Genomic DNA, 19,975 nt, shown 5'->3' with positions numbered 1-19,975 from the left:
GCCGCAGATCAAATTTCCCTGATGATTATATTGTTTTGAGGTATCAAAGTCGGCAATTGCAGGCAGAGATAATAAAAATGCAGCAATTTTTGCAGTTATTGAACCAGCAATTGACTCACTGGCGGCGACAGTCCAAAGCACTACGCCGTAAGGGAAAGTTAATTAGAAGCCCCAAAGGTAAAAGCCATAGAAGGAAACTTCTAAGGACTATGCTCAAAAATATATTCCTATTTTTATCAAAAACCAATGAGAAAAGCGTCGGTGTCGCCCACCGTAAGCATCGCCGAAAACAAGAAAGAGCGCTAAGGTCAAAGATAAAATCGGTCAAAACTAAGAGTAGTATTTATGCAGTCGGTTTAGATTGGGCATATAAACAGCGTTACTCGGTAATTTTGGCGATCGCTATAGTATCTCTTACAGGTGTTATTGGGCATAAATTATATAACCAGACGCAACTCCAAGTAGGAAATACCGCGCCGCAGACAATTACAGCGCCTTACACAGCTAGCATCGAAGATCAGAAAAAAACAGAAGCCGAGCGCAAAGCCGTCAGTAATAGCTCCTTACAAGTGTTGATGGTTGATGCGCGAATGAACGAACAAATCAAGGAAAATTTACAACAACTTCTGGATGATGGCAACGAAATTCGCACCGTTGCTGGGGCTTTTCCTTTTTTTGATCCTGTAGTTTTATCCATCTCTAGCCAGCGTTACCTCCGCTCTTGTCCTGACTCGGAATGGCAAGCCGTGCTATTGGCTGTAAAAAATAGTAAAAATCAGCAGAATAGACAAACCCCCGCCTCATCACATCCATCATCTCTAGCTGCACCCAATCAAAAACGCCAACCGCCCATAAAACCCAAATCCGATTCACAGAATCCAGAAAAGACAGAGCCAGTTGATTTCTCTCAAAACACTGATTTTACTCAAGCCATAGCAGAACTAGAATCTTACCGCCTCACAAATTCTGAGAAAAACTTATCCTTACTGATTGCCCAAATTTCCCAAACACGCCAAAAATACACCCAAGCCACTGCCAAACTTTTAAAGTTAGAGACTGTTAGCTCAGAAGTAGTATATGAGGAATCCCTACTTTTGGATTTGTTAGATGCGGAGTGGGAAAAAACACAAAGGGGAATCCATGAGAGTACAGAGCGAATTCTTACCCAAGGCATCCCACAAGGGCTGCCAAAAAATATCTTAGAAGATGCGGTGAGTTTGCAATTACAGTCCTTTGTACCAGAAGACGCTGAAACTTTGGCAAAGAAGCTGTTGTTAGCTGTACTCAAGCCGAATCTGCAAAAAGATGAAGAACAAACGAGACAAAATGCTCAAAAGGCGGCGGCTGGGGTGCCACCCGTGATGGTGAAGGTACGGTATGGTGAGGTGATTGTCAAAAAAGGAGCGCAAATTACTGCATGGAACTTTGAGGTGCTGGAGCATTATCACCTGATTCATCGGGAGGTGAAATGGCAGGAGTTGGTGAAGTTAGGAGGTGTTATTGCGATCGCTATTGGCATTTTTGTCTGGGTAGAACGCCATATCGATTATGAATTGCGACAACGCGATCGCTTATTAGTATTGCTGCTGACTCTGAGTGTGCCAGGAGCGATCGCGATTGGATTCCCTTATACAACCTGGAGCGCCCTTGGTTTATTGTTGGGAAGTTTCTACGGTCCGGCTTTGGGGTTAACAGTTGTCGGCCTGCTGTTGCCGATATTAGGCATTAGCTTGGATATGAGTAAGGCTGCGCTTTTAGCTGGTGTCGGGGGAGGAATATTAGGGAGTTACATCGCCCAACGATTGCGATCGCGTGAGGAATTAGCATTATTAGGTGTGGCGATCGCTTTAACTCAGGGCAGCATTTATCTGATTGTTAAAATCTTAATTGGTCAAGTCTTTGGTTCAACCTGGTATATAGTTCTCCAAGAAGCTGGATTATTTGCTTTATCTGGCTTAGGCTGGAGTGTTGTCGCCTTGGGCTTGAGTCCTTATCTAGAAAAAGTTTTTGATTTAGTTACTCCAATCCGCCTAGCAGAGTTGGCGAACCCTAACCGCCCTTTATTAAAACGACTCGCTACTGAGACTCCCGGAACTTTTCAACATACGTTGCTTGTGGCTACCCTTGCCGAAGCTGCTGCCAAAGAATTAGGATGCAATGTTGAACTAGTCAGGGCTGGAACATTATATCATGATATTGGCAAAATGCACGACCCCCTGAGCTTTATTGAAAATCAAATGGGGGGGGGCAATAAACATGATACTGAGATTAAAGACCCTTGGAAGAGTGCAGAAATTATCAAAAAGCACGTAACTGAAGGGGTGGTGATGGCGCGTAAACACCTTTTACCGACGGCGATTCAAGCTTTTATTCCAGAGCATCAGGGAACGATGCTAATTGCCTATTTCCATCACCAAGCCCAGCAAATGGCTCAGTCAGATCCCAGTTTAACAGTAGACGACGCAGATTTTCGCTACGACGGGCCGATTCCCCAATCACGGGAAACCGGAATTGTGATGTTAGCAGATTCTTGTGAAGCAGCGCTGCGATCGCTTGAAGCATCGGCTAAACCTTTGGGAGGGAAGCGATCGCTCAAAGATGTCTCCACCGAACAAGCTTTAGCAATGCTGAATAATATCCTGCGTGCCAAATGGCAAGACAATCAACTCGTAGATTCAGGATTAACACGAGAAGAAATGTCACAAATTGCTCAGATATTTGTGGATGTTTGGCAGCAATTTCATCACAAACGCATTGCTTATCCGAAGTTGAAGGCTAGTAGTCTGTCAAGCTAGTTTTGAGGGGTTCGTAGTTGCGCTTTAGCGCTAAAGCGCAACTACGAACTAAATTAATACCCCTGAATTTACTAGTAGTGCGGTGCGTAATTCGTAATGCGATGTCTAAGACGGGCTACGCATATCTGTTGATAATCTTGTGAAGAGTTTTTTTTGACTGGGGCACTAGTGATAGCATATATGCTACCATGTTTACATGGCGATTAAAATTGTAGTTGATACCAGCGTTTTTATTAGTGCGCTTATTAGCTCTAAGGGTTCCAGTAGAGAACTCATTCGACGCTGCTTGAAAGGCGAATATCAGCCTTTGATGGGAAACGCTTTATTTACTGAGTATGAGTCAGTTATTGGGCGAGAAGAAATTATCGCCCAATGCCCTTTAACAAGCGTAGAAATTTCTGCTTTACTTACATCATTTATGAGCGTAAATCAATGGATTTATATTTACTACTTATGGCGGCCTAATTTAAAAGATGAAGCTGACAACCACTTAATTGAATTAGCGGTTGCTGGTAATGCTCAAATTATTGCCACTCATAATATTAAAGATTTCCAAAATGCTGAATTGTTATTTCCTAACTTATCAATCTTAAAACCCGAAGAAATTATTAGGAGTTAAACAAAAATGGCGACTTTAACTATTCGTTTACCAGACGAAAAACACAACAGATTAAAAGAACTTGCTCAAGCTAAAGGTATAAGTGTAAATAAGCTGATTGAAGAACTTTCCACCATAGCTCTAGCAGAATTTGATGCCAGTACAAGATTTAAAGCAATGGCGGCAACTGGAAATCCAGAAGAAGGTTTAAGAATACTGGCTAAACTTGATGCTTTGACTGAATAGAAATAAGGCAGAATTACTATCCCTTAAATTTTCATACAACTTTCGGTATGTTCACTGCATTGATATTGGCTGTTAATTGATTTGTACCATTCAGTCGAGATGCTTCAGATTTTGCAAAAGAAGTGGAACTTCCACCCTTTCTCGCAAGTTCAGCCATCCATTTTTTACTTCCAAATATTCCATTCATCAAAGCAGGAATACTCAAATCTACATCTAGGGTTTTCCAGTGTAATCCTTAAGTACACCTAACTCAATACTGCGTAGGTTTTGAATATTTGTAGGTTGGGTTGAGCCTAAGCGTTACCCAACAAACCCCGCAAAATGTTGGGTTTCGTTCCTCAAACGCCACATACTTCTCCCAGTGGGAGACGCTACGCGTAGCAAGATCCCCGGAGGGGTACAAGTCGGGAAACCGCAAGGGCGCAGTGGCTCCCCAAGCTACACATTTTTTATTTTTTTGCCTTAACTGAGCAGTATTGACACCTAACTAGATTTTTTGTAGATATATATGGTAACAATACCAATGACCAAAAATTCATTAATAACTAACTATACTACTGTTGAAACAACACGAAAAATACTGTCTGTAATAACCCGATAACAAAACCCAAAACACCACCTAAAGTTACAATTGCTTGCAATTCATTTTTGACGATTCCCTCAATTGCAGCTTCTAAATCAGCCGGTGAAGTTGATTTTACACGGTCAACTATCACTTCATCTATCGACAAAATCGGAATCGCCTGCGCCACAATTACTTCTAAATCTTTTTCTAAATACTTATCTAAAATTAGAGCCAACTCTTGACTCATGACTTCTAAAGAAGTACTGACAACAGGTGAAGTGCTAAGACGATTCAGCAGCACTACAGCAATATTTTCCCAATCCACAGAATCAGTTAATCCTTGTAAAAAATCGCTACCACTGTTTTGCAGGTAATGGCGGACACTTTCGCGGGTAGTCTTTCGGAGTTGGCGCACCGTTCCCATTGGCAAGTTTTGTAATGATAAATTTTGCAGTAATTTGCGAATGCGATCGCGTAACTGCAAATCTTGGGTCAATTCCTGCAAGCGAGTATTGGTAGCCTCCTTTTCATCCAAGCAAAAAGTTCGTAGCCGTGTGAGAGTATTACGTAAGCCAAACAAATTTGCTACTACCCAATAAGTCCCACTGGTTTTTTCGCGGAAGCCTTCATCGATAATTTGAATGGTGCGATCGGTCAAAAAATCAACTATCGCTTGGCGCAGCAAATCCGGTGGTAAAACTACTTGCAATAACCAATCAGCAAGGCGCGTGGCTTGTTCTTCACTAAGTTGAAATTCCAGCAATATCTGGTCAAAAATTTGATTGATCTGCGCTTCCAAAAAATCTTCACGCCGCGCTAAAATCTTGAGTAACCTTGGTAAAGATTCCCCCAGTAAATCCCGCAAAATCCCCGCTACGATTTTGGCACTTTTCTGGTTTTGATCTGTTTTTATTTGTTCAATGGCCAGCCGCAACAACCAGAGAATTGCTGCTTGGACGCGTTCTGTTTGCAACAAACGCCGCGCCAGATTTTGCAATTCTTGTGGTGTCAACAGTGACCCCATGATTGTATTGGAAATGTTTTTAGCCAGACGTTCCTGATTGCGGGGGATCAATCCAGGGGTGAAGGGTACTTTTCGTCCAGCAATATAAATTGCTCGGTAAGGACGGAACAACATTTTAATAGCTATATCATTTGTGAAATAGCCGATAATTCCACCCAGTACCGGGGGAGACACATAAAGCCAAAGATGAGACCAGTCCACAGGATTTTGGATTTTGGATTTTGCGGTGCAGCGCTGCGGACGGGTTTCCCTCCGCAGGCGACTGCACCAAGACGGATTTTGGATTCTAGATTAGAAATTAGGGATTGGGGATTGGTAATTGGCAGTTATTAGTTATGAGTTATTTTTCCACTAACTACTAACGATTTTCCATTAGCCATTACCTATTCCGCACTCCCCAATCCAAAATTACAAATCTAAAATTTGCTGACTACTAGCACTCCCATCATACCGTTTGCAATGGGGTAGTGTGTGGCAACAGCAAAACCAACTTGATGAGCTAACTCTATTTGCTCTTTGCCGATGGGAAAGCGATCTAAGCTGGGGCTGATGTAAGCATATTCTTCTTTTAAACCTAAATAGTTGGCAACTGGGACTACAAAACCGTCCAGATACAATTGCTGAAAGGTACGTAGCTGAGGATTGCTCGGTCGATGAAAGTCTAAAATTGCGGCTTTAGCTCCCGGTTTCAAAACACGGTACAACTCTTGGAGACTGCGGGGAATATCTTTAACATTTCTCAAACCATAGCCCATTGTTGCGGCATCAAATTGGTTGTCGTCAAAGGGTAAATTTAGCACATCAGCTTCTACCCAGGCGATCGCAGGCTGTGGGTATTGCCAATGTGAGCGTTCTTTAGCCTTTTCTAGGAGGTTTGGCGAAAAATCCACCCCATACACCTTCCCTGTTGCTCCCACGCGCCGTGCCAAACGTAAGGCTAAATCACCACTACCGCAACACAAATCTAATGCAGTATCTCCCGATTTAGCTGCACTCCATTTTACTGCCATTTCCTTCCAGATTCGATGCTGCCCCAGACTCAGCCAGTCGTTCAACTGGTCATAAACTGGAGCAATACGGTTAAAAATGGACTGAATTTCGTTAGTCATTAGTCATATCATGTCCGCTTGATTGCTTATTAAACCCGAAGAACCCCACCCCCGCCAAAGCTATGCTTTGTCTCCCCTCCCCGCAAGCTGTTAGGGGCTGGGGGTGGGGTGTATTGACTGTGGTTAGCATAACTAATTATGCGGACATGATATCATTGGGCATTAGTCATTGGACATTGGGAATTGGGAATTGGGCATTGGGCATTGGGAATCGGTTTTTGACTAATGACTAATGACTAATGACAACTAGTAAGAGCGATCGCCACTAATTGGGCTGATAAATTAATTAGTGTTAATTCATCTTCTCGCAAAGTGCAGGGTTGTTTCCACTGTAGGGACAATACGCCCAAAAGTTCATTGCGGTAGCTAACTGGAATCACTAAATGTGCTTGCACACCCGTATTTTGGTAGTGAATAGCATCAACTAGTTTAGTGTCTTTAAGTACATTTAAAGACACTTGGATTTTCCCGGTGGCGATCGCTTCCCTTGTAAGTGGGTCTTGAGATAACCAATTTTCTATTGTACCTGTATGACTGTAAGTTCCTTGAGTCGCAACCAGAGTATTTCCATCTGTAAGTTGTAGGATACAGCCTTCTGCCCCAAAAGTCTCACTCACAGCCCTAGCAATTGGAGCCAGAGTTTCCTCTAAGCTAGCAGCAGCTTGAGTTACCTGTACCAAAACACTTAGCAGCGCCATTTGAGCATGAGCGCGACGTAATTCTTCTGTACGTTGCTTGAGCAAGTCGTAGGTTTCTGCTGCTCTTTGCACCACCGCCTTCAGTTCCCCTGGGTCCCAAGGCTTGGTGATATATTTGTAAACTTGACCCGCATTAATTGCTTCTACCAAGTCTTCAATATCAGTAAATCCGGTGAGGATTATTCTCACCGTATCGGGAAACTGAGGTACAGTCTTGCTGAGAAACTCAGTTCCTTTCATTTCTGGCATCCGTTGATCGGAGATAATCACGGCTACTTCACCTTCTGCTGCCAAAACTTGTAGGGCGTTAACCCCACTATCAGCTTTCAGAACATTAAAGTCGCGTCGAAATGTGCGATAAAGTAGATCGAGATTGTCTGGCTCATCGTCAACTACCAAGATTTTCAGCTTTTTTGGTCGTTCGAGAGTCATCACTTGATATTGGACTTTATCCGTTTCGAGACTGGGATTATCCATAAGATATTTCCTTTATTTAAATATTCATTATCTTGTTATATTCCATACCAAGCTTAGTTGAGAATAGCGGAAATTTATCAAGAGTTTTTACGGACTTATGTTGAATATTTAAACATGATCATTGTGAGTGCTACAGAGGAAATTTGCCTGCCGCGATCGCCAGCTACCTTGCCTGGCTCTGAATTAGATCGGGTTGAATTAGGGACTAGGGACACTTCGACAAGCTCAGTGCATCGCTGGTGACTAGGGATAGGGATTCGGGAGACTTCGGCAAAGCTACTTAACCAGTGGGTAAGAAATTCCTTGATTATTTTGGTTGGTGTCTAAATCCCGATCCAAATCTTCCCAATCCCCAATCCCTATATTCAAAGCAGTAGGTGTGGGTAGTTCATAGATTAGAATAAGACTTGCTCATGAGGTTTTCACTAACCTCTCAAGTTGAAGCTTGCACTCCGATTATGACTGATCTACCACCCAACACTCAGAATCCCGAAGACAATGCTACGAACGATGTAGCACAAGAGTTACTGCGAAGGCTGAGGCAAAAACAAGGCAACTGGGTGGAATGGGGAACGGCGATCGCTTCGTTGCTAAAAGCCGGTTACAATCCCCAAGACATTTTTGAGGCGACTGGATTTGAGCCAATTCAACAAAATCAGGTGGTTGTTGGTTCCCAAGTTTACAATTCTTTGGAAAAGTCTGGAGTATCGGAATCAACGCGATCGCACTATGCCACACGCGGCAGTGATGTTTTATACGAACTGCGTTTGCTCACCCAAGAAGAACGCGCCGCCGCCGCCGAATTGATCTTTGTCCACAACGTTGATGCTGATGAGGCGCGGGAAGTAGCAAAAGCACTGAAAGAGTTCTCCTATTACCGGAATTTGCCAGAAGGGTTTTCTGCCCATCCTGGGGATGCTGTTGCTCACCAAGTTTGGAAACTCGCACGCCAAAATACAGATTTACAACAGCGATCGCGCCTAATTGCTAAAGGTTTGCGTTTTGCTCACACGCCAGCAGCCAGGAAACAAATCGAACAGCTACTAACTGATTTTACTACCGTTCCTCAGCGTCCAGCGCCAATTTTACCTTTTTACCGCCTGGAATTTGAAGAACAATTACCCCGAATCTTGCCCGTAGTTGGTGAGTTGCCATTATCACGGCAAGACTTGCAAGCTGTGCCGATATTGACAGAAATTGAACCATTTCGGATGGTTAAGTTTTCTGGAGAGCAAGCTTGGATACCTTTACCAGGTTGGCAAGTGCTGTTGGCGGCAGAAGATCCGGTGGTAATTTTAGCGAATAGCGATCGCTTTCCCATCCAAACCCAAAGCCAAATAGGGCTAGTTGTAGTAGTAATAGATCGTGCCCAACGACAATGGGATGCCTCTAGCTACTTTGTTGTTGAAAACGCTGGAGAATTAGATTTTCAATGGTTTGAAACTGAGCCAGAAATTCCTCTACTAGGACAAATTATTATCATTGTGCGTCCTAAGAAAATTCTGGATGAAGAATTAACTAAGGATTCTTGGCAGATTGACGAATAATTCAATTTTGGATTTTGGATTTTGGATTGAAGAATAATTCAGAATTCAGAATCCAGGAATTTTGACCAAGCCCCTTCGGGGCGGGAACAGGGAAGAGGGAACTCTTAACAGTGCAAGAATTAGCCCCGTTCGCGCAGCGTCTTTGCCAGGAGAAGATTTAGGGTACAGAGCAACTAAATTTATTTATGAAAGAAATAAAAACATTTTTTAAGGGGACGCGTAGCGCAAGAAAAAATACGTCCTTGTACAAATCCCCTAATTTTAATTATGGGGTGTTCCCTGTTCCCTGTTGCCCGTTCCCTGTTCCCTTTTAAGCTCTTTCATTTTACTTTTCTAAATCTTTGCTGCTAACAGTTGTGCTGCTCATTTGTTCTCGCAAAATTGCCACTTGAGAAATCATGATTTTCTCTAGTGCACCAGTTTCCATCTCTGTCATCCAACGAATCATTGAGGATAGAAATAGTTCTTTGAGGTAGGCAAAAGAAAAGCCTTCGGTTAATACAACCATCTGACTCACTCCCTGCTCAGACAAGCCCATAGCAGTTTTTAATTTATCATTCCACAATGTGATGTAGGCTTCTCGTTCTGGGATAGCTGGTAGATCAAAATGATATTTGCGGTCAAAACGACTGGGGCGCTCGCTAATTGCTGAATCTAAACGTTCTGGATGATTAGTGGTTGCAATGGTCACAATTCCTTGATTAGAGGCAAAGCCATCAAGTTCATTTAAAAAGAAAGAGCGGTTTTCATCATTCAATAAAGAGTCAATATCTTCTAATACTAAAGCACAAGGGGCAGACTGCCGTGCTTGTTTGAATACTTGACGGATATTTTCACTATCAGTAGCATACTCAGACTTAAAGCTTTTAACGTATAGGCAAGGCTGCTGCATTTGATTAATCAATGCTTTAACTGTATGCGTTTTCCCATTCCCTGGTGAGCCAATAAATAAAATACCGCGTTTCCAAGGGACACTGTAAGTGGCGTAAGTTTCACGGGATGCAAAGAAGTTTATTAGGTCATATTGAATATCTTCTTTAAGAGTTTTATGCAAGATGAGATTTTCAAAAGTTGCGCTTTGAATAGATTGAAATAGGTCTGGGTTTTTATCCCAGTAACCATCTTCAAAAACTAAAAGTTCATCACGAATTTGTGAGTTCCAATCACAAACTGCGGCAAAAAAGTTTTGAGCTATTTCTGTGCTACTCGCCAAAATCCAAACATAGCGAGTTTTACAATTTCCTACATGCCAACTCATTAAGAGTACATCAAGTTTGTTTTCTTGCCATGAAACTTGAAAGCTGGCATTTTCAGTATATTTATAAATTTGGTTTTCCATGCCATTCCACCCAGTGAGCATCTGGTTATGGATCTGAGTATCATATTTAATTTTGCAGAGATTTGCCTCAGCGTAATTTTCTAAGTTGAACGATCTGTCATTACTTTCTAGTAATGCTTTTTTAGGGTAAATAGCTGCTAATTCCTGACTAACATGATAAGAAATAGCATCATGAGGTAAGCTAAGTGCTTTTGTAATTAGTTGTTTAATTTTCATGTTTATTTATTTTTCTGGTTAGTTGGCGCTAATAAAGATATCAAATTAGGATAATCTAATCTAACATTAAGATGTACGTTTAGCGATCAACAAAAAAGTTACGAGTTGAAATACTCCACTAAAAATTGCTGAATTCTGAATTCTGGCTTGGAGAATTCTTCTTCAAAATATAAAATTTTATATGTCCGATTCTAAATTTACTGCTCCTGTGGCTCAAGAATTACTTCACTCAGAATTGTCAGAGCGATCGCCTGTTCCTTCTTTACAGGAGAAGATTCTCGCAATCCGTAACAGTCTACGCCCTGGACAACAGCAAATGGCTGATTGGCAATCTGGCCCTTTGGCTATTTCTGCTGTTCCTGGTGCAGGCAAATCTACGGGGATGGCGGCGGCGGCGGCGATCGCGATCGCCCGTCAATATGAGCGTTCATCCTCCCGCCGTCACTTGGTAGTCGTTACTTTTACTCGCTCTGCTGCTGCCAATATTAAAGCCAAGATCCGCAAAGATTTAAAGAAATTATCCTTACCTCAGACGGGCTTTTTTGTCTATACCCTACATGGTTTAGCGTTGAACATTGCCAACCGCCATTCTGATTTATCCGGTTTGCAGTTAGAAAATGTCACATTAATTACACCAACTCAAAGTCACCGCTTTATCAGAACTGCTGTAGAACAATGGATTGTAAATAATCCAGATATATATTTACGGTTATTAGAAGGTCATCAATTTGACGGAGAAGAGACAGAACGGTTGCGTCGTCAATCAGTGCTGCGAACAGAAGTATTGCCGGAATTGGCTAATACAGTAATTCATGAAGCAAAAAGTTCTGGGATATCGGCACAATTGTTGCGGGAGTGGAGTAAACAAACCACAGACGAATATGCAATTTTGAGCGTAGCGGCGGGATTGTATGAACAATATCAAAACTTAATGCGATCGCGTGACTTCATTGACTACGACGATATGATTTTAGCCGCACTGCGCGTTTTAGAAAATGACAGCGCCCGTCGTTATGAGCAAAAGCAAGTATTCGCCGTCTTTGAAGATGAAGCCCAAGATTCTAGTCCCCTTCAGACGCAGTTATTAGAAATTTTGGCGAGTGATGGGGGATATGAGGGAGATGATTCTTCACTCAATACAGACGCGATGAATCCAGACGCGATGAATCCAGACGCGATGAATCCAGACGCGATGAATCCAGACGCGATGAATCCAGACGCGATGAATCCAGACGCGATGAATCCAGACGCGATGAATCGCGTCTCTACAGCTGATTCTTGTACAGACGCGATTCATCGCGTCTCTCCTAACTCCCCACTCAATTTAGTCCGAGTTGGCGACCCCAACCAGGCGATTAACTCTACTTTCACCCCAGCCGATCCGATTTATTTCCGGCAATTTTGCGAAGAGTGCGATCGCATCGAACGATTGGCAACGATGGATCAAGCTGGACGCAGTACTAGAATGATCATTGAAGCTGCTAACTTTGCCCTTAAATGGATCAATAATCAGTGGTTAGCAGTAACCAACAACAAACAACAAACTCCTGACAACCGACAAGTACCATTTCGCTTGCAGACAATTCGCCCTGTGGAAGTTGGCGATCCTCAACCTAATGCCAACCCCGCACCCGTAGGACGCGGACTGGAACTCTATACACCGCGTGATATTCATCACACCGTTGAATTGTTATCTCAAAGAGTGATTGAGTTATTTGGTGAAGATCCAACACAAAATAGTGCAGCGATTTTAGTCAGAGAAAATCGCCAAGGAAGATGGTTAGCAGAGGCTCTAACAACGGTATGTAAAGAGCGTAAAATTATACTTTATGATGTGGGAGAACGCGATCGCCGTTCCCATGTCCCCCAAGAAATTTTGGCATTATTGCAATTTTGCGATCGCCCCCACTCCCCCGATTATCTCAAAGCCGCCCTAGAAGCATTAGTACAGCGCCAGTTAATTCCTACCCAAGACCTCAACGCCCTTGCTAGTCTACCCGAAGAGTTTTTGTATCCTAGTCCCCTAGCAGCAACCCAGTCGGAAACAGTACAAAAAGCTGCACGCTTGTGTCGTAGTTTACTCCGCGCTCGGTTGGAATTGCCCCTGTACCAGTTAATTTCTTTCCTCGCCTTGACCTTAAATTACGACCAGGCAGAATTAGCAACTGCTGACAAACTCGCAGAACGGGTTAATCAACAGATAGCTGGTAATAGTTCGATGGGGGGAATGCTGGCAGCTTTAAGTGAAATCGTCAGTTCTGAACGGTTTGAACCAGTGGAAACCGAAGATTCGGAAGAACGTTACACCCGTCGCGGTCAACTGACAATTATCACCATGCACAAAGCGAAAGGGCTAGATTGGGACTATGTTTTTCTTCCCTTTCTCCACGAAAACTTGATTCCTGGCAGATTTTGGGTTCCTCCCCAAAGCCAATTTTTAGGCGACTTTACCTTATCAGAAGTAGCCCGCGCCCAAATTCGCGCCACACTCCACGAAGAATCTGTCATACCGGATGTTAGTCAGGCATGGGAGGTGGCAAAGAATCTGAAAACATCTGAAGAGTATCGTTTACTTTATGTTGCCATGACACGAGCAAAGCTGCTGTTGTGGATGTCTGCGGCACAGAAAGCCCCCTTTACTTGGAGTAAACCGGATAATTTACAAGAACAAGCGCCTTGTCCGGTGTTTCCAGCATTAAAGCGCCAGTTTCCTGAATGTGTGGTGAATTTAGCGAGATGATAAAACCTATATACAAACGGACTTTCAACCCAGTCCCCAGTCCCCTGCTATAAAATCGGCTTTTCAGCCACAGGATGTTTTCAAAAATCAAATCAAATATTAGTCCTAATATATAGAAAGTTTAATTTTTATGTAGTATTTCAAACATTAAAATTAAGTCTAACTTTTGGTGTACTATTTAGTTGAAATAACTTTGGAAGTAGGAAGAGAGAAATTCATGTCTAATACTTACAATCCAAGGCAATATTGGGAGCAACGACTAAATAGTAATTTTACACTTAAAGGTGTAGGTCATATAGGATTTAGTGAGTCTTATAACAATTGGCTTTACCGCAGAAAAGAACTATGTATAGACTCTTGTCTGAGTGGAACGAGTTTACAAGGAAAGAATGTACTTGATATCGGCTGCGGTACAGGCTTTTTCGTTAATTGGTATATCGGAAAAGGAGCAAATATCACTGGGATCGACATTACTGATGTAAGCATTGAAAAACTCAAGCAAAAGCATGAATGCGAATTCTATACACAAGACATAACTGATTCAAATTTTAGTCTTTTCAATAATAAGTTTGACATAGTAAATATCTGGGATGTAATTTACCATATTGTTGATCCTAACCTTTTTAACCAGGCACTGGACAACATTGCAAGAAGTATAAAAGATGGTGGTTTGCTGCTTTTGACAGATTGGTTTGGTGCTTCTTCTGATAAGCGCATAGGAAACCATGTTCAAGCCAGATGCCTTGATACTTACAATCAGATTCTTCCAAATAAAGGATTTGAACTAGTAGAAATTTATCCTTTGTATTACCACCTGAATAATGTTCATGTGAGAATATTGGATAATTATCTTGGGAAGCTATACTTTGAACTTGATAACCGCAATCAAAAAATTCCTAAGAATAATTTATCGTTAGGCTTGTGGCGTTATAATCAAAAGAACGTTCAGTCTTCTCAATAGTTAGGAGTTATGAATAGTGATAAATATTCAATAACAAATTATCAATATTCATAATCATAACTTTGTAATCAATGAGTTTGATTTTTCCCCATTTACTCACAACGTGCTTTGACCATCAAAGCACGGATATAGTCATTTTTACCATTGGTATAAGCCTCGCGATCGCTCCGAAAACTTGCCGCCAAATCGCGTTTTAGAACTTCGTAACGTTTCGCTTCTTCAGGATGCTTTCTCAGATAGTCACAAAATAGCTTGCGTTCCCAAAATTCGCTGTCAATCTCGACTATGTGAACATGATGAGTACGTTGCTTTCCGTATGGTGGCATTCCTTTGACAAAAAACATCCGTCCAGGACGCGGGTCTTCACGCCAATAAACGTATCCCAAAGATGCTAAAGCTGGAATAGTAGATTTTGCATTTACTAAGGAACGGATTCCCACCATAATGTCAATAACTGGTTTGGCTGCCATTCCTGGTACTGCGGTACTACCAATATGTTCAATTTCCACAACGAAGTCATTGCCTAGTGCCTGCCAAATCCGCTTGGCTTCTTCTGTAAACAAAATCTGCCAACGTGGGTCATATTCGACTATATTGACCTCATCCATAGGTGAAATTAATTTGCTCTACAGCGATCGCAACTGCTTAAATCCTTTATTTAATTGCAGTTATAGCAATTTTCATAGTATATAATAATGGATCGTGTCGAACTAAAGCTAGACCATGCCTAAACTAAAGACTCGTAAAGCAGCAGCGAAGCGATTCCGTGCCACCGGCACCGGCAAAATCGTCCGTCGTAAGGCTTTCAAAAGCCACCTTTTAGAACATAAAAGTTCCGATAAAAAGCGTGGTATGCGCCAGAGTGCGCTTGTACATGAACGCGATGAACTCAACGTGCGCTTGATGCTCCCATATTTGTAAGTATTTCAGGAAATAAATTATGACTCGGGTAAAACGCGGTAATGTAGCTCGGAAGCGCCGCAATAAAATTCTCAAACTAGCTAAAGGTTTTCGCGGTTCCCATTCAACTCTGTTTAGAACTGCCAACCAACAAGTGATGAAGGCGCTACGGAGTGCCTACCGCGATCGCAAAAAGAAAAAGCGCGATTTCCGTCGCCTCTGGATCACCCGCATCAACGCTGCTTCCAGGCAACACGGCTTAAGCTACAGCCAGTTGATCGGTAACTTGAAAAAAGCTGATATCCTGCTCAATCGCAAGATGTTGGCACAATTGGCAATCCTCGATCCAGCCAGCTTCGGCAAAGTTGCGGAATTAGCAATTCAAGCTAAAGGATAAAGGTGGTAAGGGATGTATAACAGATGTAACAGATGGCAAGTAATTACTCGGTTACATCTGGTATTATCCGCCACTATTTTTTGGATTTTTTGCTTTTCCATAGTGGGGACGGGATTAACTGCATCTGCTGCCGAAATGTCAGAAATTCAGCAGCGAGGCTATCTAAATGTTGCCGTTAAAGATAACTTGCGTCCCTTGGGATTTAGAGATGATAACGGTAATTTGCAAGGCTTAGAAATTGACTTAGCAAAGCATTTGGCAGCTGATTTGCTTGGTAAAGCTGATAGTGTGAAATTTAAACCTGTAGCGAATCGCGATCGCTTATCTGTAGTCTTAGACAAGAAAGTTGATTTTGCGATCGCTAGAGTCACAGCAACCGAATCACGCAGTCGCATAGTTAGTTTCAGTGTTCCCTACTATTTTGATGGCACTGTATTAGTTACAAAAGATACCTCTGTGCAAAAGTTGAGTGATTTGGCAAAACAAAAAATTGCTGTACTCAACAACTCCAGTACTATCGCTCAAGTGCGGTACTATCTGCCAAGGGCCGAGTTAGTAGGAGTGAATTCTTATGAAGAAGCGCGAGAGAAAATAGAAAGTAATGCCGCCGTCGCCTTTGCCGCAGATGCTAGCGTTTTGAGCGGTTGGGTACAACAATATCCTCAATATCGGCTACTGCCAACTAAGCTATCAACTGAACCCTTGTCTGTAGTAATGCCCAAGGGATTGCAATATGATGAGTTAAGACGAAATGTGAATCAAGCGATCGCTCGTTACTTAGAAAATGGTTGGCTCTTGCAACGCTCTCAATATTGGGGTTTACCGTAAGAGACGCGATTAATCGCGTCTGTACAATTAATTGCGTCTGTACAGGAGTTAAGAATTGTCTCCCTCATCTCCCTCATCTCCCTTATCCCCAATAGCCTGATAATAGATTAGAGAAGGAACTTTATAATATTTGCAGCAATGGATAACAGTCTAGCCGTTGTTTATCTCTCAATTTTGGTGGTTATACTCACAATTGCAGCCGTGAGTGTGTTTCGCCAGATTTTCAAAACTCGCAAGGTTGAAGGCTCTTTTGCCAGGTTGCGAAAGAAGTTAGAGAAAGAAAAGGGTACGACTCAAGAATATTATGAGTTAGGCAGTATTTATTCCGAAAAAAAAATGTATTCCCAAGCGATCGCGCTATTTCAAAAAGCTCTCAAAGCTTCTGAAGAAGAGGGAGAAGAAGATATCGCCCCCATTTACAACGGACTGGGCTATATTTATTTTACCCAAGAGCAATATGACTTAGCAATTCGTCAGTACAAAGAAGCTCTCAAATCTAAACCAGACTACGTTACAGGATTGAATAATCTCGCTCACGCCTACGAGAAGAAAAAATTAACTACTCAGGCGTTACAAACCTACGAAGAAGCACTCAAATTAGCTCCAAATAACTCTATTGCTAAACGTCGTGCTGAATCTTTACGCCGTTTGGTTTCTGCGTAATTGCTAAGGGATCATAGCCCTCTCGAAGAGCCTACCGTGTATACACAAGTCCTAAAAACCTAGCTGATAGGACTTATCTCGTTCCCAGGCTCCGCCTGGGAACGAGATAAACGAAAAAACAATGGAAAATCAAGCTTTTTTCGACTTGTGTATACACCGTAGCTCGAAGAGCGGGGAGGGGATTGGAGGTGAGGTTCTCATAGTTCCAAATCACATAGTCAAATATAGTCAGACGTTTGCAACTTAGCTTTAAGCAACTCTACTTTTAGCATGGACACGCTTGAATAGTGGAGTTATCCGCCTTGGATGTACTACCTGACACCCCCTATCCCTTAGAATAGACTTGAGAGAGTCAAACCCTTCAGGATTACTTTTTCTGCCGATGTTGAAAGAGGCGTTCACGTCGGCATGAATCTTCAAACCAGCCTTACTGAGATACCACGCTCTTTTCACACGCCTTCCTGAGAAGATGTGCTTTACCTTATTGTTAGGGTGATAAATTGGGATATTGTCCCAATCAATAAAAGAACCCTTACTCGTGTAAGATTCTTCTCCAACTTTAACGGTGATGCCAACTCGTTCTAATTTATAAGTCAGCATTTCGATAAATAAGAGGTGTGGTATTTGAGTAAAATTCTGGTTTGTACGTTTACCTAAATTAAGACGTGTTTTCCATTGTTCGTTTTTACCGATTGATACGTGAGTTACACCAAGAGATAGAAGTTCATCCACAATCATTTTTGTGGACTGATGTAAATATGAATCTACGAATTGATTACGGTTACGAACGATGTTTGCAATTCGCCTTGATTTCCCAAAACCCTTGGCAAGAATTCCTCGAAACTTTGCAATCTGCTTGTTGTAAAACTGGTTTGCTGATTTTAATGGTTTGCCATTTACAATAATCGGCTGTATTGCTAAGTCGTTAAAAACAATCGTCGCTAGATTGTCTAAACCAATGTCTATGGCCGCATTCAGTTCAGGGTTTAAACGACAATTGAACTCACTTGTTTGAGGAATTTCATAAACTACCTCGATCGCATAGCATCCAGTTTTTGGGATAATTCGTACTTCGCATAAGTCCTCAAACTTTAGTCCAGGTTTTACCGGAATCTTAATTGGCGACATCGAAGGAACTACCGAACCCTTGCTAAATTCTCTTTTACCAATTGCTTGATTATTAAACTTAACTAAGTTTTTATCATCAACATAATTAGGTGGTTTTGGTCTCCCTGTGAACTTAGCCCTGTCGATTTTATAAGCTGCCAATGCCTTGTAGTAAGCAATCCAGGCATCTGCATTTTGCTTTAATACGAGTTGCGCTACTTTTGCGGGTAAGGCTTTGTAGTTCTCGTTTTGTTTAAATAAAGTGTCTAAGCTAGCTTGGGTTTGAGTTCCCCATCCGTAGAAAAAACCTTGACGTTGGGTGAATTGAGCGGTGTTGTAAATCTGTCGGGAAATAGTGGTAATCTCGCTGCAATAATCAAACCATTCATGTCCTTCTTTGATTATGTGCTTTTCTACTTGACGCATATTCTTGATTATGCATGACTAGATTATTTTACCATGAACCAGGGGATGAAAGACTATACCTGACTAGGTTAGACTATATTTTGTTTAAAGTTTTATAATACCTCACTCAACCGATAACCGCTATAGTATAGCAACGGACAAGGAGGTTAGGACATTAACTGATGATAAAACCTATATATAAAAAGACTTTCAACCCAGTCCCTAGTCCCCAGCGATGCACTGAGCTTGTCGAAGTGTCCCCAGTCCCCTGCTATAAATAAAAAGTTTATTTACTCCCAGATTTATCTGTAAGCTTTACTTTTATACTTGGTAATTTTATTTTCAAGTAAACTTGTTAATTTTATGCTTAAGTTTCAACCTCCTGGCTTTGGACATAAAATCATGCATACATCCTTGGGGGCAATGGTTTACTATACCCAAACTAATGCACCTTGGGCAATTGCTGATACTGAAAATTTACCTCCACTACTGTTTCTACATAACTTTGGTGGTGGAGCGTCTGCTTATGAATGGTCTAAAGTTTACCCAGCTTTTGCCTCTAATTACCACATTTTAGCCCCCGATCTCATCGGTTGGGGAGAATCGGCTCATCCAGTGCGGGATTATCAAATTAGGGATTATCTCAGCACGATCGCAGAGTTTATCATCCAAACTTGTCGTCAGCCCGTGACGCTGGTAGCCTCGTCTCTCACAGCCGCTTTTGCTATCCGCCTAGCTATTGTTCAACCCAATTTATTCAAAGCACTGTTTTTGGTTTCTCCCTCTGGATTTGATGATTTTGGACAGGGTGCTGGACGCAGACTTCCGCTTTCGGTAATCAATGCGCCTCTGTTGGACAATTTTATTTATATCCTTGGTGCTGAAAATGAAATTGCAGTCCGAAATTTTTTGCAAAGTTTTCTGTTTGCTAAGTCACAAAGACTATCCCAAGAGACGGTGGAGGCTTATTTAACTTCTGCACAACAACCTAATGCCAAGTTTGCCGCCTTAGCATTTTTACGGGGCGATCTTTACTTTGATCTGAGTTTATATATTCAACAACTGACAATTCCCACAGTGATATTTTGGGGAGAAAAGGCACAATTTACCAAAATTCAATTAGGACAACGCTTGGCAAATTTAAATCCAGGTGCAATTCAAGATTTTTATGCGATCGCAGATGCCGGAATATTACCTCATTTGGAAGTACCAGAGGTTGTTATTGGTCTATTGCAACGGTATCTTGGGTGAGTGGGGAGTGGGGAGATGAGGGAGAATAATTATAGCGCCTCTAAGTTGAGTCAAATACAGACCTAACCCCCAGCCCCTTCCCTACTAGCGTTGGGGGGTAAGATTCAAA

The 19,975-nt window shown here is 42.0% G+C and carries 19 protein-coding genes; 12 read left to right on the top strand and 7 right to left on the bottom strand.

Annotation, left to right across the window (positions count from 1 at the left end):
• Positions 1-71: 71 nt before the first annotated feature.
• The 3 genes from V7K97_RS13780 (at position 72) to V7K97_RS13770 (ending at position 3,639) form a co-directional block, all read left to right on the top strand.
• The gene (locus tag V7K97_RS13780) at positions 72-2,795 is read left to right on the top strand and encodes an HD family phosphohydrolase (protein ID WP_334801609.1); all 2,724 of its coding nucleotides are present in this window, start codon (positions 72-74) and stop codon (positions 2,793-2,795) included.
• 196 nt (positions 2,796-2,991) lie between these two features.
• Positions 2,992-3,414, top strand: a complete 423-nt coding sequence (locus V7K97_RS13775) for a putative toxin-antitoxin system toxin component, PIN family (RefSeq protein ID WP_334801598.1) — start codon at positions 2,992-2,994, stop codon at positions 3,412-3,414.
• Positions 3,415-3,420: 6 nt separating this feature from the next.
• Positions 3,421-3,639: a toxin-antitoxin system HicB family antitoxin gene (locus V7K97_RS13770; protein ID WP_334801597.1), complete on the top strand. Its 219-nt coding sequence runs from the start codon at positions 3,421-3,423 to the stop codon at positions 3,637-3,639.
• A 31-nt stretch (positions 3,640-3,670) separates the two neighbouring features.
• Here V7K97_RS13770 and V7K97_RS13765 read toward each other — a convergent pair whose 3' ends face one another.
• The 4 genes from V7K97_RS13765 to V7K97_RS13750 all read right to left on the bottom strand — a co-directional run bounded on the left by V7K97_RS13765 (position 3,671) and on the right by V7K97_RS13750 (position 7,512).
• Positions 3,671-3,844, bottom strand: coding sequence for a hypothetical protein (locus tag V7K97_RS13765; protein WP_334801596.1), 174 nt, complete (start codon positions 3,842-3,844; stop codon positions 3,671-3,673).
• A gap of 349 nt (positions 3,845-4,193) precedes the next feature.
• Positions 4,194-5,429 carry a DUF445 domain-containing protein gene (locus tag V7K97_RS13760; RefSeq protein ID WP_334801595.1) on the bottom strand — a complete coding sequence of 412 codons (1,236 nt, stop codon included), beginning with the start codon at positions 5,427-5,429 and terminating at the stop codon, positions 4,194-4,196.
• Between the two features lie 215 nt (positions 5,430-5,644).
• On the bottom strand, positions 5,645-6,337 hold the full coding sequence (gene ubiE, locus V7K97_RS13755; protein ID WP_334801594.1) for a bifunctional demethylmenaquinone methyltransferase/2-methoxy-6-polyprenyl-1,4-benzoquinol methylase UbiE: 693 nt from the start codon (positions 6,335-6,337) through the stop codon (positions 5,645-5,647).
• 236 nt (positions 6,338-6,573) lie between these two features.
• Positions 6,574-7,512 (bottom strand): response regulator, encoded by a 939-nt coding sequence (locus tag V7K97_RS13750; protein WP_334801593.1) that lies wholly within the window; start codon positions 7,510-7,512, stop codon positions 6,574-6,576.
• A 57-nt stretch (positions 7,513-7,569) separates the two neighbouring features.
• Here V7K97_RS13750 and V7K97_RS13745 point away from each other — a divergent pair, with 57 nt between their 5' ends.
• Together V7K97_RS13745 and V7K97_RS13740 are read left to right on the top strand one after the other, a co-directional pair.
• Complete coding sequence (locus V7K97_RS13745; protein WP_334801592.1) at positions 7,570-7,755, top strand: hypothetical protein; 186 nt, start codon at positions 7,570-7,572, stop codon at positions 7,753-7,755.
• Between the two features lie 215 nt (positions 7,756-7,970).
• Entirely contained in the window at positions 7,971-9,059 is a 1,089-nt protein-coding gene (locus tag V7K97_RS13740) for a RuBisCO accumulation factor 1 (RefSeq protein ID WP_334801591.1), read from the top strand.
• Positions 9,060-9,384: 325 nt separating this feature from the next.
• On the opposite strand, the gene V7K97_RS13735 is transcribed toward V7K97_RS13740, so the two are convergent.
• Positions 9,385-10,614, bottom strand: a complete 1,230-nt coding sequence (locus tag V7K97_RS13735) for an ATP-binding protein (protein ID WP_334801590.1) — start codon at positions 10,612-10,614, stop codon at positions 9,385-9,387.
• Positions 10,615-10,795: 181 nt separating this feature from the next.
• Here V7K97_RS13735 and V7K97_RS13730 point away from each other — a divergent pair, with 181 nt between their 5' ends.
• Positions 10,796-13,354 (top strand): UvrD-helicase domain-containing protein, encoded by a 2,559-nt coding sequence (locus V7K97_RS13730; protein WP_334801589.1) that lies wholly within the window; start codon positions 10,796-10,798, stop codon positions 13,352-13,354.
• 217 nt (positions 13,355-13,571) lie between these two features.
• Positions 13,572-14,315 carry a class I SAM-dependent methyltransferase gene (locus tag V7K97_RS13725; RefSeq protein ID WP_334801588.1) on the top strand — a complete coding sequence of 248 codons (744 nt, stop codon included), beginning with the start codon at positions 13,572-13,574 and terminating at the stop codon, positions 14,313-14,315.
• A gap of 92 nt (positions 14,316-14,407) precedes the next feature.
• Here the strand turns inward: V7K97_RS13725 and V7K97_RS13720 are convergent, their stop codons facing one another.
• Complete coding sequence (locus V7K97_RS13720; protein WP_334801587.1) at positions 14,408-14,923, bottom strand: GrpB family protein; 516 nt, start codon at positions 14,921-14,923, stop codon at positions 14,408-14,410.
• Between the two features lie 115 nt (positions 14,924-15,038).
• Here V7K97_RS13720 and rpmI point away from each other — a divergent pair, with 115 nt between their 5' ends.
• The 4 genes from rpmI (at position 15,039) to V7K97_RS13700 (ending at position 17,103) form a co-directional block, all read left to right on the top strand.
• Positions 15,039-15,236 (top strand): 50S ribosomal protein L35, encoded by a 198-nt coding sequence (gene rpmI / locus V7K97_RS13715; RefSeq protein WP_069069782.1) that lies wholly within the window; start codon positions 15,039-15,041, stop codon positions 15,234-15,236.
• 19 nt (positions 15,237-15,255) lie between these two features.
• Positions 15,256-15,612, top strand: coding sequence for a 50S ribosomal protein L20 (gene rplT / locus V7K97_RS13710; protein ID WP_334801586.1), 357 nt, complete (start codon positions 15,256-15,258; stop codon positions 15,610-15,612).
• Between the two features lie 12 nt (positions 15,613-15,624).
• Complete coding sequence (locus tag V7K97_RS13705; protein WP_334801585.1) at positions 15,625-16,440, top strand: transporter substrate-binding domain-containing protein; 816 nt, start codon at positions 15,625-15,627, stop codon at positions 16,438-16,440.
• A gap of 138 nt (positions 16,441-16,578) precedes the next feature.
• Positions 16,579-17,103: a tetratricopeptide repeat protein gene (locus tag V7K97_RS13700; RefSeq protein ID WP_334801584.1), complete on the top strand. Its 525-nt coding sequence runs from the start codon at positions 16,579-16,581 to the stop codon at positions 17,101-17,103.
• A gap of 249 nt (positions 17,104-17,352) precedes the next feature.
• Here the strand turns inward: V7K97_RS13700 and V7K97_RS13695 are convergent, their stop codons facing one another.
• Positions 17,353-18,636: an RNA-guided endonuclease InsQ/TnpB family protein gene (locus V7K97_RS13695; RefSeq protein ID WP_334801583.1), complete on the bottom strand. Its 1,284-nt coding sequence runs from the start codon at positions 18,634-18,636 to the stop codon at positions 17,353-17,355.
• A 342-nt stretch (positions 18,637-18,978) separates the two neighbouring features.
• Between V7K97_RS13695 and V7K97_RS13690 the strand changes: the two genes are divergently transcribed.
• Positions 18,979-19,866 carry an alpha/beta fold hydrolase gene (locus V7K97_RS13690; RefSeq protein ID WP_334801582.1) on the top strand — a complete coding sequence of 296 codons (888 nt, stop codon included), beginning with the start codon at positions 18,979-18,981 and terminating at the stop codon, positions 19,864-19,866.
• Positions 19,867-19,975 lie beyond the last annotated feature (109 nt).

Source organism: Nostoc sp. (assembly GCF_036917815.1).
Classification (GTDB): Bacteria; Cyanobacteriota; Cyanobacteriia; order Cyanobacteriales; family Nostocaceae; genus Nostoc.
The sequence above is the reverse complement of the archived record's forward strand: the minus strand, read 5'-3'. Positions and strand labels throughout refer to the sequence as shown.

Bases quoted from the DNA above. Each gene is read 5' to 3' on its own strand.
- rpmI (WP_069069782.1), top strand. From the start codon at position 15,039: ATGCCTAAACTAAAGACTCGTAAAGCAGCAGCGAAGCGATTCCGTGCC.
- V7K97_RS13770 (WP_334801597.1), top strand. From the start codon at position 3,421: ATGGCGACTTTAACTATTCGTTTACCAGACGAAAAACACAACAGATTA.
- V7K97_RS13700 (WP_334801584.1), top strand. From the start codon at position 16,579: ATGGATAACAGTCTAGCCGTTGTTTATCTCTCAATTTTGGTGGTTATA.
- V7K97_RS13775 (WP_334801598.1), top strand. From the start codon at position 2,992: ATGGCGATTAAAATTGTAGTTGATACCAGCGTTTTTATTAGTGCGCTT.
- V7K97_RS13690 (WP_334801582.1), top strand. From the start codon at position 18,979: ATGCTTAAGTTTCAACCTCCTGGCTTTGGACATAAAATCATGCATACA.
- ubiE (WP_334801594.1), bottom strand. From the start codon at position 6,337: ATGACTAACGAAATTCAGTCCATTTTTAACCGTATTGCTCCAGTTTAT.
- rplT (WP_334801586.1), top strand. From the start codon at position 15,256: ATGACTCGGGTAAAACGCGGTAATGTAGCTCGGAAGCGCCGCAATAAA.
- V7K97_RS13735 (WP_334801590.1), bottom strand. From the start codon at position 10,614: ATGAAAATTAAACAACTAATTACAAAAGCACTTAGCTTACCTCATGAT.
- V7K97_RS13750 (WP_334801593.1), bottom strand. From the start codon at position 7,512: ATGGATAATCCCAGTCTCGAAACGGATAAAGTCCAATATCAAGTGATG.
- V7K97_RS13695 (WP_334801583.1), bottom strand. From the start codon at position 18,636: ATGCGTCAAGTAGAAAAGCACATAATCAAAGAAGGACATGAATGGTTT.
- V7K97_RS13720 (WP_334801587.1), bottom strand. From the start codon at position 14,923: ATGGATGAGGTCAATATAGTCGAATATGACCCACGTTGGCAGATTTTG.
- V7K97_RS13730 (WP_334801589.1), top strand. From the start codon at position 10,796: ATGTCCGATTCTAAATTTACTGCTCCTGTGGCTCAAGAATTACTTCAC.
- V7K97_RS13705 (WP_334801585.1), top strand. From the start codon at position 15,625: ATGTATAACAGATGTAACAGATGGCAAGTAATTACTCGGTTACATCTG.
- V7K97_RS13740 (WP_334801591.1), top strand. From the start codon at position 7,971: ATGACTGATCTACCACCCAACACTCAGAATCCCGAAGACAATGCTACG.
- V7K97_RS13725 (WP_334801588.1), top strand. From the start codon at position 13,572: ATGTCTAATACTTACAATCCAAGGCAATATTGGGAGCAACGACTAAAT.